Source organism: Marinobacter sp. GH_1, from assembly GCF_048595985.1.
Lineage (GTDB): Bacteria > Pseudomonadota > Gammaproteobacteria > Pseudomonadales > Oleiphilaceae > Marinobacter > Marinobacter shengliensis.
This window is the reverse complement of record NZ_CP184460.1, coordinates 3,104,120-3,120,151: the sequence shown is the minus strand read 5'-3', so window position 1 is coordinate 3,120,151 and position 16,032 is coordinate 3,104,120. Positions and strand designations below refer to the sequence as shown.

Annotated in this window: 17 protein-coding genes; 9 read left to right on the top strand and 8 right to left on the bottom strand. The window is 57.4% G+C overall.

Features of this window, described 5'->3' with window-relative positions; genetic code table 11:
* Positions 1-47: 47 nt before the first annotated feature.
* The gene (locus ACNSOI_RS14165; RefSeq protein WP_061333066.1) at positions 48-707 is read left to right on the top strand and encodes a protein-L-isoaspartate(D-aspartate) O-methyltransferase; all 660 of its coding nucleotides are present in this window, start codon (positions 48-50) and stop codon (positions 705-707) included.
* Between the two features lie 24 nt (positions 708-731).
* Here ACNSOI_RS14165 and ACNSOI_RS14160 read toward each other — a convergent pair whose 3' ends face one another.
* Positions 732-1,538 carry a DUF1338 domain-containing protein gene (locus ACNSOI_RS14160; RefSeq protein ID WP_106694914.1) on the bottom strand — a complete coding sequence of 269 codons (807 nt, stop codon included), beginning with the start codon at positions 1,536-1,538 and terminating at the stop codon, positions 732-734.
* On the bottom strand, positions 1,528-2,607 hold the full coding sequence (locus ACNSOI_RS14155) for an arginine N-succinyltransferase (protein WP_420194325.1): 1,080 nt from the start codon (positions 2,605-2,607) through the stop codon (positions 1,528-1,530). Before ACNSOI_RS14155 ends, ACNSOI_RS14160 begins: the two co-directional genes overlap by 11 nt.
* 117 nt (positions 2,608-2,724) lie before the next feature.
* Between ACNSOI_RS14155 and ACNSOI_RS14150 the strand changes: the two genes are divergently transcribed.
* Positions 2,725-3,153 carry an Lrp/AsnC family transcriptional regulator gene (locus tag ACNSOI_RS14150; RefSeq protein ID WP_420194324.1) on the top strand — a complete coding sequence of 143 codons (429 nt, stop codon included), beginning with the start codon at positions 2,725-2,727 and terminating at the stop codon, positions 3,151-3,153.
* A 344-nt stretch (positions 3,154-3,497) separates the two neighbouring features.
* A complete protein-coding gene (locus ACNSOI_RS14145; protein WP_072676596.1) occupies positions 3,498-5,180 on the top strand; it encodes an AMP-binding protein in 1,683 nt (560 codons plus the stop codon).
* 90 nt (positions 5,181-5,270) lie between these two features.
* On the opposite strand, the gene ACNSOI_RS14140 is transcribed toward ACNSOI_RS14145, so the two are convergent.
* Positions 5,271-5,465 (bottom strand): hypothetical protein, encoded by a 195-nt coding sequence (locus ACNSOI_RS14140; protein WP_061333071.1) that lies wholly within the window; start codon positions 5,463-5,465, stop codon positions 5,271-5,273.
* Positions 5,466-5,593: 128 nt separating this feature from the next.
* On the opposite strand from ACNSOI_RS14140, the gene ACNSOI_RS14135 reads away from it, so the two are divergent.
* Positions 5,594-6,493 carry a LysR family transcriptional regulator gene (locus ACNSOI_RS14135; protein ID WP_072676597.1) on the top strand — a complete coding sequence of 300 codons (900 nt, stop codon included), beginning with the start codon at positions 5,594-5,596 and terminating at the stop codon, positions 6,491-6,493.
* Between the two features lie 2 nt (positions 6,494-6,495).
* Here ACNSOI_RS14135 and ACNSOI_RS14130 read toward each other — a convergent pair whose 3' ends face one another.
* Complete coding sequence (locus ACNSOI_RS14130; protein WP_420194323.1) at positions 6,496-7,215, bottom strand: lysozyme-like domain containing protein; 720 nt, start codon at positions 7,213-7,215, stop codon at positions 6,496-6,498.
* Positions 7,216-7,371: 156 nt separating this feature from the next.
* Here ACNSOI_RS14130 and ACNSOI_RS14125 point away from each other — a divergent pair, with 156 nt between their 5' ends.
* A complete protein-coding gene (locus ACNSOI_RS14125) occupies positions 7,372-8,145 on the top strand; it encodes a DUF2059 domain-containing protein (protein WP_420194322.1) in 774 nt (257 codons plus the stop codon).
* 49 nt (positions 8,146-8,194) lie between these two features.
* On the opposite strand, the gene ACNSOI_RS14120 is transcribed toward ACNSOI_RS14125, so the two are convergent.
* Positions 8,195-8,473, bottom strand: a complete 279-nt coding sequence (locus tag ACNSOI_RS14120) for a peptidylprolyl isomerase (RefSeq protein ID WP_022987955.1) — start codon at positions 8,471-8,473, stop codon at positions 8,195-8,197.
* A 190-nt stretch (positions 8,474-8,663) separates the two neighbouring features.
* On the opposite strand from ACNSOI_RS14120, the gene ACNSOI_RS14115 reads away from it, so the two are divergent.
* The 4 genes from ACNSOI_RS14115 to ACNSOI_RS14100 all read left to right on the top strand — a co-directional run bounded on the left by ACNSOI_RS14115 (position 8,664) and on the right by ACNSOI_RS14100 (position 12,283).
* Positions 8,664-10,250: an ABC-F family ATPase gene (locus tag ACNSOI_RS14115; RefSeq protein ID WP_420194321.1), complete on the top strand. Its 1,587-nt coding sequence runs from the start codon at positions 8,664-8,666 to the stop codon at positions 10,248-10,250.
* Between the two features lie 179 nt (positions 10,251-10,429).
* Positions 10,430-10,999 (top strand): DUF1415 domain-containing protein, encoded by a 570-nt coding sequence (locus ACNSOI_RS14110; protein WP_420194320.1) that lies wholly within the window; start codon positions 10,430-10,432, stop codon positions 10,997-10,999.
* A gap of 194 nt (positions 11,000-11,193) precedes the next feature.
* Entirely contained in the window at positions 11,194-11,925 is a 732-nt protein-coding gene (locus ACNSOI_RS14105) for a spermidine synthase (protein WP_420194319.1), read from the top strand.
* A 142-nt stretch (positions 11,926-12,067) separates the two neighbouring features.
* Complete coding sequence (locus tag ACNSOI_RS14100) at positions 12,068-12,283, top strand: dodecin (RefSeq protein WP_106694924.1); 216 nt, start codon at positions 12,068-12,070, stop codon at positions 12,281-12,283.
* A gap of 94 nt (positions 12,284-12,377) precedes the next feature.
* Here ACNSOI_RS14100 and ACNSOI_RS14095 read toward each other — a convergent pair whose 3' ends face one another.
* From ACNSOI_RS14095 to ACNSOI_RS14085, 3 genes are all read right to left on the bottom strand, one after another.
* Positions 12,378-13,205 carry a metal-dependent hydrolase gene (locus tag ACNSOI_RS14095; RefSeq protein WP_420194318.1) on the bottom strand — a complete coding sequence of 276 codons (828 nt, stop codon included), beginning with the start codon at positions 13,203-13,205 and terminating at the stop codon, positions 12,378-12,380.
* A 160-nt stretch (positions 13,206-13,365) separates the two neighbouring features.
* Positions 13,366-14,778 carry a sodium-dependent transporter gene (locus tag ACNSOI_RS14090; protein ID WP_061333079.1) on the bottom strand — a complete coding sequence of 471 codons (1,413 nt, stop codon included), beginning with the start codon at positions 14,776-14,778 and terminating at the stop codon, positions 13,366-13,368.
* Positions 14,779-14,869: 91 nt separating this feature from the next.
* Entirely contained in the window at positions 14,870-15,970 is a 1,101-nt protein-coding gene (locus tag ACNSOI_RS14085) for a Leu/Phe/Val dehydrogenase (RefSeq protein ID WP_058092167.1), read from the bottom strand.
* Between the last annotated feature and the right edge of the window lie 62 nt (positions 15,971-16,032).

The window sequence follows — 16,032 nt, the reverse complement described above, 5'->3', positions numbered from 1 at the left end:
AAAGCGTTATGGCTTTGTAACGACGGGTAATCAGGGAGGGGCCGGTGATGAATGAACGGGTTCCGGATTTCAACAACCTGCGCGCAGACATGGTTCGGTATCAGCTTGCCGGCAGGGGGATATTCGATTCAAGAGTGCTGGAAGCCATGGACAGGGTGCCCCGAGAACGCTTTATTCCCGAGCATCTGGCGGGCGAAGCCTATGAAGATTACCCCTTGCCGATTGGTTGGGGGCAGACAATTTCCCAGCCCTATATCGTGGCGCTGATGGCGCAGGCGCTTCAGCTGGAGGGGCGGGAACGGGTGTTGGATATTGGGACTGGATCGGGTTATGCCGCAGCCGTTTTGGCCAGCCTCGCCCTGGAGGTCTTCAGTATCGAGCGGATTCCTGAGTTGGCAGAGCAGGCCAGGAGGAACCTGGAGCGGGCGGGGTTCAGCCAGGTGCATGTTCGCTGCGGCGACGGAACCCTTGGTTGGCCGGAGGCTGCGCCCTTTGATGGCATCTGCGTTGCTGCAGGTGCTCCCGCCGTACCTGAGACCCTTAAACAGCAGCTTGCCGTCGGTGGCCGGTTGATTATTCCTGTGGGGTCGGAGCATTCCGTGCAGCGGCTGGTGTGTATTACCCGCCGGACGGATGCTGACTTCGAGCGCGAAGACTTCGGTGATGTCCGGTTCGTGCCCCTGTTGGGTGAGCAGGGATGGTCCTGACGTCAGTGCCAGGAGGCGCCGAAGTCAGTTTGACGCATGGGTACTCTCGAAGATCTTGTCTGCAGACGCCGCCACAAAGCCGGAGTACAGGTTGCCATCCGGTTTCGGATAGCGCAGGGCGAATTCATAGAAACAGCTGGGTACCGTGGCCACCTGATCAGTGAACTCCAGGGCGACCCGGTCTGCCAGGGTGGAGGATTGCTCGAGCAGTTCCTGAGGTGACCCCTTTACTTCACCCCCGGAGGTGTTTATGGCGAAGCCGTGGTCTTTGAGCAGTTGGTTGATCTGCGCAACGGTTTTGATGCTCTCAAGATGATTGATACTGACCGTAAAATGGTTGGCTCGATAACCCCAGGCTGCGGTCCATGCAGCGTATTCGCTTTCCTCCAGAAGTGAACGGTAAGTGCCGTAATCCAGTTTCCAGTGGCGGCCGGAAGTCAGAAAATCATCGGCATCTACCGCGCCCGGATTCGTTTGGGCCACAAGGCCAGAAACGATGGCCTGCAGTTGCACTGAACATTGATCCACCAGTAGCTCAGAGATGAACACCTTGGGAACATCCGGGTCAGGGTGCTCGTAATGCCGTGCGTAGAGCTTTTTGGCTTCAAAATGATATTCGCCACCCGGCTGATAGCCCAGCTTGAGAAAGTGGCCGGCCAGTTTGTCCAGGCGTACCGGGGCCAGGTTAAAAGTGCGCAGTGCAATGTGATCATTCACGATGGGGTGGCTTTCGCGTTCGCCCAGCAACTGATGAATACGCTCAGCCGAGGGCGTCACCCGTCGATAGGATTGCCAGAGCCGGGAAAAAAGCGCGTTCAGATCATTGTGCATGACGGAACTCCTGGTGAGCACTCATCTCACTTGTGTTCAGTGTGGGGCGGTTTTTGACCAGGGGTAGTGCGCACACCTGGTCTCCACCATTCAAGCCCAGCTTCCGCTGAATGCCAGTCGGTAGGGGAACTTGCTCCGGCTCGTCTCCCCCTGACAGCGAATCGATGATCGTCGCACGGAATCCGGAACACTGGCCGTTGGCCACAATCAAGGGGAACCCGGTGTGGGCGGTAATCCGGGTGCCGCCATATAAACCCCGGTATAGCCCGCTGTTGCGAACACTGGTAATGGCATCCCGTGCGCATTCAATGGTCGGCCCGGCATCGAAAAGATCCACCAGTCCACGATGCCGGAATCCTTCCTGTTTCAGCAAGTGTAGCGCCGGGCGGGTGTCCGGGTGAACCTGGCCGATGACTGCCTGAGCTTCAATGGTCATGTCTGCAATGTCGAACGGACCAGGGGGAACAAGTTGTTCCAGAAAACGAGCATCACTCTGGGCGGAGAGTTGCGTTACCGTGGAAAAATCCAGATCGACCACCTGATGTCTCAGCCAGTTCCAGAAAGGCGAGTGGCCATGAGTGTCAGACACCCCCCGCATCTCTGCTATCACGGTGTTTGCAAAACGCTCGGGGTGCAGTGCCATAAACAGAAACCGGACTTTTGACAGGAGTTTGCCGGCATTGGCCTGGCGATAGTCCGGGCGAAGGTACAGCGAACAGATTTCGGTGCAGCCCGCGTAGTGCTCGCAACGGGTCAGGGTTTCCCTCGCGAGGCCTGCTGGCCCGATCGTTCTGTCGCGTTTGAAGTGGTGCAACGGCCGGTCGAGCCCAACACTGGCCTGGATGCCAGTTGTGCCCATGATCTCATGGCTGTGCTCATCCTCAAGTACAAACAGATACTGCTCGTTTGTGGGATTGTCTACGCGCCGCTCAAAGCTCTTTATGGAATGCTCGATCTTCTGTGCCAGCGCGTCCCGGTCTGGCATCAGGGATGTGAATCCCGGTCCGGATTCAACGGCAATCTGATAAAGGGGATCAAGATCCCGAAGTGCAATAGGGCGGATCAACATGGCCGACATCCTGAACGTTGTTTAGGTTCAGTATGGCGGCTGGTTATGCCGATCTGTAGATTCAAATTGGTCGATATGGTCTAGAATTTAGCCATATTGACGAATCAGGTGATCAAAATGATTAGTATGCAAGACGAGAAATTGTTGGGACTGCTCCGGCAGAATGCTCGCGCCAGTGTGACTGACCTGGCCAAGGGGTTGCATGTTTCCCGTTCCACCGTACAAAACAGACTGGCAAAACTGGAGGCGCAGGGAATCATTCGCGGCTATACAGTTCAGCTGGGCGGTGAGTATGCCGCCAACCAGGTAGAGGCCCATGTGTCGGTCAAGGTGCACCAGAAACTTACCGATCGCACCAACGCTGAACTGGAGCAGATTACTCAGGTTTGCCAGTTGTTTTCGGTCAGTGGTGAGTACGACTTGATTGCCATCGTCCAGGCCCAATCGCTGGAGGAGTTGAGCCGTGTATTGGATGACATCGGGAACCTAAAAGGAGTTGAGCGGACTAACTCGGCGGTCGTGCTTGAGACCCGTTTCAGGCGCTAGTCGGCTCTCAGGAACCAAGAAAACCCGCGTAGGCGGTGTAGAGAAAGGCGCCAGATCCGATGAGAATTACGGCCCAGGCGGGGAAGATCAAAGCAGAGCGAGTCGAGGTTCTCATAGAGCGACAGTCTCTTGTGGTATTGGTTATCAATACGCGGTACTTCTCAATCTAGACCAGACTTGATGGATGTCACGAAATATTTTGGGAGGTGCGTCTCAGCTTCGAGCTAAATGGTCAACGCCCGGGATGTTTATTGCTATTGAGCACGCGGGAAAGTTGGCTAGTATGAATGCAACAATAAAAAGCGATTCCAGACAACCGAAGATAACAACAACAAGGAGCCACCATGGCTATAGACCCACAAAAGCAGACGTCTTTGCACTGCCTGTACTACTGGGCCCAGCACACTCCCGATAACGTTTACCTTACCCAGCCGTTCCCGGATGGCCGGGTGGAAGACATTACCTGGGCGCAGGCTGCGGATCAGGTGTCCCGGATGGCCGCCTACCTGAACAGCCTTGGTCTACCGGAGCACAGCAATATCGGAATCCTGGGCAAGAATAGCGCGCATTGGATACTGTCGGATCTGGCCATTTGGGCAGCCGGTCATGTCAGCGTGCCGCTTTACCCGACCCTGAATGGTGAAACAGCCGCTTACATTCTTGAACACAGCGAGGCTAAACTGTTGTTCCTGGGTAAGCTGGACGGTACGGCCGACGGCTGGAACGACATCAAGCATCATATTCCTGCTGACATGCCCATCGTGTCTCTGCCTTTGTCGCCGCGCGATGACACTCCCAAATGGCAGGAGATCATCAAAGAGCAATCACCGGCTGAGCCGAAACTGCCTGACCCGGATGCGCTGGCCACCATCGTGTACACCTCTGGCAGTACCGGCCGGCCCAAGGGCGTGATGCACAGCTTCCGCACCATGATTTCGGTGGCCGATGGCCTCCAGCAACTGTTCCCGGTATCCTCCAACGAACGCATGCTGTCGTACCTCCCGCTGGCCCACGTGGCGGAGCGGGCAGCGGTTGAAACCCAGTCCCTTTACTACGGTTTCCACCTGTACTTTGCCAACTCCCTGGATACCTTCCAGGAAGACTTGCAGCGGGCCCGGCCCACGTTGTTCTTCTCGGTACCGCGCCTGTGGATGAAGTTCTATCTGGGCGTGAATGCCAAGTTGCCGCCCAAGAAGCAGAAAATCCTGTTCAATATTCCGATCCTGAACTCGCTGGTTAAAAAGAAGGTGCTCAAACAGCTGGGCCTGGACCATTGTCGGGCCGCCCTGACGGGCGCGGCACCGTTGTCTGGAGAGATTATCGGCTGGTATCGGGGCCTTGGTCTGGAACTGCTGGAAGTGTATGGCATGTCGGAGAACTTCGGTTACTCCCACGCCAACCGCCCCGGCCAGGCCAAGGTGGGTACGGTCGGCATGGCAAACCCTGGTGTTACTCACCGCATTGGCGAAGGTGGCGAGGTTCAGGTCAAGAGCCCCGGTCAGATGCTCGGCTACTACAAGAACGAAGAGAAGACCAAAGAGGACCTGACCGATGACGGCTTTCTCAAAACTGGCGATATGGGTGAAATCGACCAGGATGGTTGCCTGCGTATCACTGGCCGGGTGAAGGATCTGTTCAAAACCTCCAAGGGCAAATACGTGGTGCCCGTGCCAATTGAGAACCGGTTCAATCATCCGAAAGCCGAAGTGGTGTGTGTGGCCGGCGCCAACCAGCCTCAGCCGTGCCTGATGGTGTTGTTGTCAGAAGAGGCCCGGGATGAACTGGATCGTGGTGGTGACCGGGCGGAGCTGGAACAGGAACTGGCCCGGGAGCTTGATGCCGTTAACGCCCAGAGCGAAGCCCATGAGAAAGTGGCTTTCGTAGTAGTGGTCAAGGAGCCCTGGACCATGGAAAACGGCATGTTAACGCCGACCATGAAGATCAAGCGCAATGTGATCGAGGACTTCTACAATCAGAAGATGGACGAGTGGTTTGGTAAGAAGAGTAAGGTGATCTGGGAGTTCTGATCAGGGCGTTAAACACTCACCATAAAAAACGCCGGCATGGAAACATGCCGGCGTTTTTATTTGTGCTTCGGTTACCGGGTTCCGGTAATCTCAGTGCCCGCCCTGTACCTGGGGCATGTCTGGGGCAACCGCAGCCGCTTTGCGGTTGAAAATCCGCACCTTACGGCTGAAAAACTGCATCGCCTGCTGTGCAGCAGCGCGGGTATACTGGCGCCTGACCTCGGTACTGTTGTGGAGGATACTTGACGGCAGCGGGTTTACGGTTGCGATATGGCTCTTGGTCATAGCGCCTTCCTCCTTTGTCTGGTGGATTAATTAGCGATCTATCTTTAATTTAACGACTATTCTAGGAGTTCTTATTTGCAGTTTGAATACGTTAAAATCCGTACTCACGTTGCGAATATGCAGTAACTATGGACTGGGATTATCTTCGATATATACGGGCTCTGGCAATAGGTGGAACGCTGGCGAAAGCCGGTGAATTGCTGGGTGTACACCAAACCACTGTTTTAAGACGACTTGATCAGATGGAAGAGTCGTTGGGGGTGCAGTTCTTCGAGCGCAACCGGGATGGTTTGCAGCTCACTCCGGTTGGCGAAATGGCGTTTCGGGAGGCCCAGCGGCTGGCTACCGATGTGGAAAACCTGGAGCGCAAACTGGTAGGTGACGATGCCGCGCCGGTGGGTAAGGTCCGGGTGGCGGCCGAAGATGCCATGATGAATGAACTGCTCGGACCGATCCTGGCGGAGCTGGTTCACGCCTATCCGGATATCGAATTGGAGGTGCTGACCGATAACGATGTGGCGAACCTCAGCCACCGGGAGGCAGACCTGACCTTGCGGCCGGAGAATAAACCCCAGGCGACCCTGGAGGGCGAGCGCATTGCCGCTGTGGATTCCGCTGTCTACGGGGCCGCCCGATACTGCCGTCGACACCGCAATATGGATATCGAGAACCACCCGGAAGACTGCACCTGGATACTGCCGGATGAGAGTTTCAGCCATCTGGCGACCGGGCGTTGGTACCGGAAGCACCTGAAGAACGTCTCCTCGGTGATTCGCTGCAACAGCCTGCAATCCATGGCAACCCTGGCCAGGTCTGGAGCGGGGTTGGCGGTGTTGCCCTGTTATCTGGGCGAGGCCGCGAAAGAGCTGCGCAGGCTATCAGACCCGCTGGAGGGCGAGAGCGTGGATTTGTGGCTGCATGTAAACCAGGATACCCAGCAGATGGCCAGGGTGCGCATCGTTATGGAGTTCCTGGTTGATCGCCTGAAAGCGCTGGAATCTGCCATTGAGATAAGCGCGTCGCTCTGAACCTAAGCGTCGGCCTTGCAGAACGGCCAGAACTGGTACCAGCGCCAACATTGGAACTCCGCTTCGCACTGCTTTAACTGGTTGTCGTAGCGGAAGGCGCGGTTCTGAACCCTTCGGGCCAGGGACTGTATGGCCGGTTTCTGTTCGAACGAGCGGCGTGCGTAGCCGCCCCGGCCTTCATGATAGGCCAGGTAAAGCTGCCGGGGTGCGCTGAATGGAATGCCCAGCTCGCGGTTGCTGAGGTGGTTGTACCAGCCGACAAAATCCAGCGCGTATTGCATGTCGGTGCGCACGGTTCGCCAGGATGCGTCGTTCGCCACCAGGTATTCGCCCCAGGCGGGGTCAAGGGCCTGGGCATAACCGTAAGCGGTGGTGGGGCGCTTCCAGGGAATCAGTCCCCAAAGCCGGGTGCGGGGCGGCCGGGCATGGCTCCGGAAAGACGATTCGTAATAGACAAAAGCCAGCTGTGTGGCGATGGGGGTGCCCCATTTCTCCTCGGAGGCCCGGGCATAGTCGTACCACACCGTATGTTCCATGAAGATCTCACAGATGTTTTCCGGGTTGGCCGGAGGTTCCGGGGCCAGCAGACTGAATCGTAGGGTTGCCCAGGTGCCGATCACCAGCCCCAGCAAAGGCAGGCCGTACCAGCTGATGCGGGAGCGCCATACATTAAACCGCTTGTTGCGGATATTTCGAGATTTTCGGGTTCTTCTGCGCCACATCCCTACCAAACTGTCATCTCCAAAGGCCTTGGGGCACTTGCCGTAATGGCTTCAGGCGTGTCATAAACAGGGCCATTGCAGTAACAGGATAATAGAGAAATGAGACTGATCACCCTAGTTAAACCTCTTTTAGTTGCCGGGCTTATATCGTCAGGAATGGCCCATGCATCAACGGATGCCCGTGACGTTCTGGCAGCATCGCCCATTGATGACATCGTGGGCCAGTATCCGGCCATGATGAGCCAGGGTATACGGGACGGTCTCAAACAGAGCGGCCAGGTGCCGCCGATGGTGGCCGACACCATTGGTTATGTGGTCAGCAGCAGCTACAGGGCCGAGGACATCGAGCGTAAGCTGGTGGACAGCCTGGATGAGTCGTTGACGAACAAACAGCTTGAGGAGGTTCATGCCTGGTACCAGACGCCTGTTGCGCAGAAGATATCCCGTGCGGAGATAGCAGCGTCTGCACCTGCCGCCTGGTCAGAGGTACGAAGCCGCGCCGGAGAGCTGAACGAAGCCTACAAGGGCACCACCCGGGAAAAGCTGTTTGACCGTTTTGACCGGGCTTCCCGCGCAACGGAAACCACAGTGGATACTACCATTGCCGTGCAGTTGGGTTTGGCAACGGCCATGGCGGCCCTGAGCAGTGACTCGGTGCATTACGAGCGGTTACGTCAGCGTTTGGAGAACCAGCGCGGGATGTTGCAGGGCATGGTTGGGCAACAGGTATACGACAGCTATTTGTACACCTACCGGGATATCAGTGTTCAGGAACTGGGCCTGTATCTGGACTTTCTGGAGAGTGAGTCGGGTAAACGCTTTACCGAGGTGGTCACAGAGAGCATTCAGGCGTCTATTACGGACCCTATTGAAACCATCGGTAGCCAATTGGCGCGGTTCAGGAATTTCGGGACAGGCGAATCCCGATAACAAACGCCTGCTGTCTGCGCAGTCAAGCGCAGACAGCAGTTGCACTGGCTTAGCTGCGGGAAGTCACTTCCAGCAGGTGATAGCCGAATTGGGTCTTGATCGGCCCAATTACGGTGTTCAGGTCGCTGCTGAACACGGCCTTGTCAAACTCGGGAACCATCTGGCCAGGGCCGAATGAACCCAGGTCGCCACCGTTACGGCCGGACGGGCAGGAGGAATGCTGTTTCGCCACTTCGGCGAAATCCTGGCCACCTTCAATAGCCTTCTTCAGTTCTTCACATTTTGCTTCGCTGTCTACCAGAATGTGGCGTGCAGTTGCTTGTGCCATGGTCAAGTTCCTGTTGTCGGATGGAGGAATGGACGGAAACGTCTGACACGAATGCTGCCCGCACAGCGTGCTGCTGGCAAGCCCTTTTTATCCGTGTTTTTGCGGCCTCACAGTCTTGCGCCCAAACCTGTACAATGCCGGCTTTTATTTGCCGGCTTGTTGCCGGCCCTCACGCTGACAGGTTCTTTTCTTGATCTCCACCGCCAATCTCACCATGCAATTCGGGGCCAAGCCCCTGTTTGAAAACGTATCCGCCAAGTTCGGCAACGGCAACCGTTACGGTTTGATCGGTGCCAATGGCTGCGGCAAGTCCACCCTGATGAAAATCCTCGGTGGCGACCTGGAGCCGTCCGCCGGCCAAGTGATGCTGGAGCCCAACATCCGCCTCGGTAAACTCCGCCAGGATCAGTTCGCCTACGAGGACTGCACGGTGATGGACACCGTGATCATGGGCCATGGGGAACTGTGGCGGGTGAAGAAAGAGCGGGACCGTATCTACTCCCTGCCGGAAATGAGCGAAGAAGACGGCATGGCGGTGGCGGACCTGGAAGTGGAATTCGCCGAAATGGACGGCTACACCGCCGAATCCCGCGCCGGCGAACTCCTGCTGGGCCTGGACATTCCGCTGGAACAGCACAACGGCCCCATGAGTGCCCTGGCCCCCGGCTGGAAACTGCGCGTGCTGCTCGCCCAGGCCCTGTTCTCCGACCCGGACGTACTGCTGCTCGACGAGCCCACCAACCACCTGGACATCAACACCATCCGCTGGCTGGAAAACATCCTGGTGGCCCGTAACAGCACCATGATCATCATTTCGCACGACCGCCACTTCCTGAACAGTGTGTGTACCCACATGGCGGACCTGGATTACGGTGAACTGCGCCTGTTCCCGGGCAATTACGACGAATACATGACTGCCGCCACCCAGGCCCGCGAGCGCATGTTGTCAGACAACGCCAAGAAAAAGGCCCAGATTGCCGAACTGCAGCAGTTCGTCAGCCGCTTCTCCGCCAATGCCTCGAAAGCCAAACAGGCCACCTCCCGCGCCCGCCAGATCGACAAGATCCAGTTGGAGGAAGTGAAACCGTCCAGCCGGGTGAGCCCGTTCATCCGCTTCGAGCAGGGCAAGAAACTGCACAGTCAGGCGGTCACCCTGAAAGGCCTGACCAAGGGCTTCGACGAAGGCCCCCTGTTCAAAAACCTGGATCTGCAGATTGAGGCGGGAGAGCGGGTGGCTATCATCGGCCCGAACGGAATTGGTAAAACCACCTTACTGCAGTGCCTGGCCGGCGCCTACGAGCCGGATGCAGGCGAGGTGAAATGGACCGACAGTGCCGAGGTAGGTTACTTCGCCCAGGACCACACCGCCGACTTTGCCCGGGACGATACCCTGACCGACTGGATGGCGCAGTGGACCACCGGCGGTGAGCAGCTGGTGCGCGGTACGTTGGGACGGATGTTGTTCTCCGGGGATGATATTGGTAAGTCGGTGAAGGTGATTTCTGGCGGTGAGCAGGGGCGGATGCTGTTTGGTAAGCTGATTCTGCAGAAGCCGAATGTGATGCTGATGGATGAGCCGACTAATCACCTGGATATGGAGTCTATTGAGGCGTTGAACCTGGCGTTGGAGAACTATCTGGGCACGCTGATTTTCGTCAGCCACGACCGGGAGTTTGTTTCGTCGCTGGCGACTCGGATTATTGAGTTGAAGGCGGATGGCATTACCGATTTCAGCGGTACTTATGATGATTATCTGCGGAGTCAGGGCTACGTTTAAGTATCAAGCATGGGGTGCCGGCACGGGTGTGGGTTGGGCCTTCCAAAACACGCTCCTTCGGCACGTCCGTGTGACGCTTGAGCTCCGCCATCCATGGCTCCGCACAGTTTTGGAAGGCCCAACCCACACCCGCGCTCTGACTTCGGAGCTGTATTCAGAAACAAGTAAAGGCAACTATTTTGAACGAATCTCAGGTCATTAACGCCACCCGTCAGTGGGTCGAAGACGTAGTCGTTGGCTACAACCTCTGCCCTTTCGCCAAACGGGAACTGGTCAAGAACCGGATTCGGTTTACGGTGACAGAGGCGAAGAACGACGACGACCTCCTGCAGGCTCTGCATGCAGAATTGCAGCGTCTGGGAGACGAACCGGAGATCGAAACCACGTTGTTGATACACCCGGGTGTTCTGCAGGATTTCTACGCCTACAACGAGTTTCTGGACGCTGCCGATGCGTTGCTGGCCTACCTGGAGTTGGAGGGTGTTTATCAGATCGCCAGTTTCCACCCGGATTACCAGTTCGCCGAAACCGAGCCGGGGGCTGCTGAGAATTACACCAACCGGTCTCCGTACCCCATGTTGCACTTGTTGCGGGAAGCGAGTCTGGAGGCGGCGATTGATAGCCATCCGGATGTGGACGGGATTCCTGATCGGAATATCGCACTGATGAATGAGCTGGGTGCGGAGAAGATGCGGAGTATTCTCGCAAATTGTCTGAACGTCTCTGCCCAGGAGCGGGCAGGGGAGTAGACGATAGGAGCGGTTGGGGTAAGGCTTTCAAAACTGTGCGGAGCCAGGGATGGCGGAGCCCAAGCGCCACATGGATGTGCTTGAGCGTGTTTTGAAAGCCTTACCCCAACTGCGACAGCACGGTCTATCAGGCTGGGTGATGGTAACTCCCGAAGATGCGCGCTCGTGAAATTCCAGAATAAGAGTCAAAGACTATGGGACTGCTTTTCGAACAAATTGACAGCCAGCCCTCGGTGATCGGGGAAATCACGCTGCGCCGCCGCAGGATTCCGGCACTGGGTGACCGGGATATCTACGAAGTGAAACTGGGCGAAGAATTCCTCATGTCCAGCATGTTTGTCGACGCCGAAGTGGCCCTCTCAGACATCGGCCTGGGCGAAACCGAAGGCGACAAGCTCAGTGTTGTTGTGGGCGGACTCGGCCTTGGCTACACCGCCGTGGCCGCTCTCAAGCATGAGCGCGTCAGCGAACTGCTCGTGGTCGAATACCTGAAACCCGTCATCGGCTGGCATCAGCAAGAAAAAGTGCCCCTTGGCAAAGACCTCAATGCCGACCCCCGCAACCGCTACATACACGGCAGCTTCTTCGACCTCGCCATCGCCGACCCCGAAACCGGCGGCTTTGACCCGGAAGCACCAGGCAAACAGTTTGATGCCATTCTGCTCGACATAGACCACTCGCCCAGAGCGCTGCTGCACGACTCCAGCGCCAGCTTCTACACCGCCAACAACCTCCGCCTCATGGCCCGGCAACTCAAACCCCGTGGCGTGTTTGCCATGTGGTCCAACGAAGGTGAGGACGATGAATTCATGGCGACTCTGCGGGAAGTGTTTACCGACGTAGCCTGCCACGTTGTCAGCTTCTACAACCCCTTCCAGAACCGCGAATCGTTCAACACCGTCTATGTGGCCCGCAAACCAGGCTGAAAACCTTAAGCGGCTTTTTCCAAGGCCCCAGCCAGTGCAAGGTTGGGGTAATCACTACCCCTGGTAACCACGATCCCCGGTTTGCTGACAGCCCCCTGGTCTTCTAGGCTCAAGTAAAAGGAGCAGCTTTCAGGAGGTTTTCATGTCTGATCACCACGTATATAAAAAGGTGGAAATTGTCGGTTCTTCAAAGAAAGGCATTGAAGACGCCATAGATAATGCGCTTCAGGAGTGCGGAAAAAGCGTCCGCAACATGGAGTGGTTTGAAGTGACCGAAACCCGCGGCCACATCGTTGACGGCAAGGTTGGCCACTATCAGGTTGTGATGAAAGTCGGCTTTCGCATTGCCGACAGCTGAGTTCTTTGCAGGTGGATATCCAGACCGACGTCTGTGAAGGGGGAAGCCTTGCCTGCCCGAAAACCGGACTGAGTCCGGCGAGCAGGCGCGGGCATCAGGAGAAGTTCAGCTGCTTGCGCCATTTGTGCAGCAGGAACTCGGTGTCGTGCTGCCAGGGGTGGAAGTCTGGTTTGAAGTAATCCAGGTACTCCGGAATGATCGCGGTGAACATGCCCTTGCGGCCCCACACACGGTTCAGACCTTTGGCCCAGGACTTCAGATTCAGTAACTGCTTGTCTTCGCGCATCAGCTCAAAAATGAACGAGTGGATGGCTACCATGATCAGCGTTGTGATCAACGCCATGACACCCATGCGGATGGCGTAGTCCACTACGGTTTTATCGTAGAGTTGTTCATAGGTGTCGAAGGCCACCGCTTTGTGTTCGTTCTCTTCGACACAGTGCCAGGCCCACAGGGTTCGCATGGACGGGTCGATGGCATTCACCAGGTCTTCGCGCTTCAGCAGCTGCGCTGAGAGGATGCCGGTGAAGTGCTCCAGGGCAACGGTAGCAGCCAGATGCACCCGCTTGTTGTTGAGCAGCGGCAGGTCTTTCGCGGACAGGAAGCCTCGGGTCCAGCCTTCCAGTTTCTTGATATCGAAACCCTGATTGATGGCACCCTCGTTGAAGTGGCCATGCTCCTTCGCGTGCATGGCCTCCTGCCCGATAAAGGCGCTGATGTCCTTCTGCAACTGAGGGTCGTTGATCTGGTCACGTACTGCCCGAACACTGTCCACGAAGAAGCGCTCACCGTCTGGGAAAAGTGCGGAGAGGGCGTTGAACAGGTGGGTCATAAACGGGTCACTGTCGACCCAGTGGCGCGGTACATCCTCAAAACCAAAGTCCTGACGGCGTACCGGAAAAGATGCTGTGACTGCTGACATAGCGACTGCCTCGATTGTGTTTGTCTAACAATCACACATTACGCGCCAAGAGCCGTAAAAGTCCGGTCAGAAAGGGACAGATGCTTATCAATTGGTACGTTGGTGCCCGGAACAGGCGGGATGGGAGAGCCCGGGCAGTGTATTGCCCGGGCAATAGGGGTTACATCAGGTTGTAGATAAACACGATGGCAACGGCCACCGGGGTAACAAACCGCACGGTGATAAACCACAGGTTGAACATGGTCGGTGACAACGACAGTTCGTTCTCCATGGCCTGGCGGGACATCACCCAGCCGGCAAACAGTGCGACCAGCAGGCCACCCAGCGGTAACAGGATGTTGGCGGTGAAGAAGTCGAGCAGGTCGAAGATGGTTTTGCCCTCCAGCATGGGAATGAAGCCCAGCGGGGCAACGTCCGCCCACAGGTTCAGTGATAGCACGGAGGCAATGCCCAGGGCCCAGCACACGCCACCTGCGGCGATGGTGCTGATGGTCCGGTTCATGCCTTTCTGCTCTTCCAGCCATTCCACGATGGGCTCCAGCAGGGAGATGCCGGAGGTCCAGGCGGCGAAGATCAGCAACACGAAGAACAGGGTGCCGAACAGTGTACCCATGGGCATCTGGCCGAACGCGAGGGGCAGTGTCTGGAAAATCAGGCCGGGGCCGGCACCGGGTTCGAGGCCGTTGGCAAAGACAATGGGAAAGATCGCCAGCCCTGCCAGCAGTGCTACGCCGGTGTCGATGACTGACACCGTGATGGAGGTCTTGGCGATGGAGATTTTCTTCGGCAGATAAGAGCCATAGGCCATCATCACCGCCATGCCCAAACTCAGGGTAAAGAAGGCATGGCCAAGGGCGACCAGGACGCCTGAGGTGGTGAGTTTGGAAAAGTCGGGCTGGAACAGGAACGCTGCGGCCTGGCCGAAGTGGCCGGTGGTCATCGCGTAGCCGACCACCAGCAGCAACAATACGAACAGCGCTGGCATCAGGATACTGACGGCCCGCTCAAGGCCGGAGCGGACACCCCGGGCGACGACCACCATCACCAGGGCCATAAACACCGTGTGCCAGAGCAGCAGGGTGGACGGATTGCTTAGCAAGCCGGAGAAAATGGCTCCCACAGCTTCGGCGGATTGCCCGGCCAGCTGCCCGCTGGCGGTTGTGCCCACGTAGGATATTGCCCAACCACCAATCACCGAGTAGAACGACAGTATTAAAAAGCCAGCAAGGACGCCGATGGCGCCTACCAGTTTCCAGGCTGGTTTAAGTCTGTCCCGTTCGGTAATCAGTCGGATGCTGTTGACCGGGCTGCGACCACCCCGGCGGCCGATCATGACTTCGGCCATCATGATGGGAATGCCGACAACGGCGATGCACAGCAGGTACACCAGTACAAAGGCGCCGCCACCATTTTCGCCGGTAACGTAGGGGAATTTCCAGATATTGCCAAGCCCGACGGCGGAGCCGGTGGCAGCCAGAATAAAGGCGAACCGTGAGGACCATAGCCCTCGTTTTGCATTGGAGCCCTCAAGGGCATCCGAATAGGTGGCGGAGCCGGATGAAGTGACAGACATAGCGATCTCCCGAAGGTGTTGTTTTTGTTTCAGGGGTTAAAAGGGGAGCCGCAGAACCCTGCGGCTCCCAAGCGGAAGCACCGGTGTCAGGTCAACCGGCGCAAGCCAGCCGCCTGGGCGCCAGCCCAGCACCCGCGGCGTGCTTTCGGAAGCGCTCTTCTGCCAGTTCATTGGCGATCTCACCGGTGGGGAGCCCGGTGCGATCAGAGCGCTGGAATATTTCCGACAGGGTGTCACCGATGGTGTCTACGTGGGCGCGGATTTGCTCGGGTGAGCCTCCGGTGCGTTCGTAGAATACATCGATGATCCCGCCGGCGTTGATGGCGAAATCCGGAGCGTAGAGGATGCCCCGGTGTTTGAGGGCCGCATCATGTTCCGGGCGGTCCAGGAGATTGTTCGCGGCGCCGGCAACGATGGCCGCCCGGATGGCCGGAATGCTCTGGTCGTTCAGCACTGCACCCATGGCGCAGGGGGCTACAACATCCACCGGCAGGCTCAGGATGTCATCGGAGCCAACGGGCGTTGCACCAAACTCGTCCACTGCGCGCTTGAGGTTATCGGCGTGAATGTCGGTGACCCACAGTTCTGCACCGGCCTCTTTCAGGTAGCGGGCCAGGCGGAAGCCAACATTACCAATGCCCTGGATGGCCACCTTCAGGCCGGTCAGATTATCCGTGCCGAGCTTGTGCTTTACGGCTGCTTTAAGGCCAATAAAAGTGCCGTAGGCGGTTACCGGCGAGGGGTCGCCCGTGCTGGGCTGGCCGTCAAACCCGGTGCGGGTGGTTACGCCGGCCACGTGCCGGGTATGGCGGCCCATCACTTTCAGGTCTGGCACGCTGGTGCCGGAGTCTTCCGCGGCAATGTACTGGCCGCCGAGGCTTTCCAGGTGCCTGCCCATGGCTTCGAGCAGGGCTTCGGTCTTGTGCTTTCGCGGGTCGCCGATGATGACCGACTTGCCGCCGCCCAGGTCGAGATTGGCCAGGGCCGATTTATAGGTCATCCCCCGGGACAGTCGCAACACATCCCGCAACGCTTCCTCATCGCTTGCGTAGGGAAACATTCGGCAACCGCCGAGTGCTGCACCCCGTGACGTATTGTGGATGGCAATGATGCCCTTCAGGCCGGTTTCGGCGTCGCAGACAAAAGACAGGTGTTCGTGGTGATCGAACTCCGGATGGCTGAATACGTTCATGGCGTTTCACCTCTGTTCCGTGGCCGGCCGCTACCCTTGTGGGGCCTGCGCCGGCTGTTTTT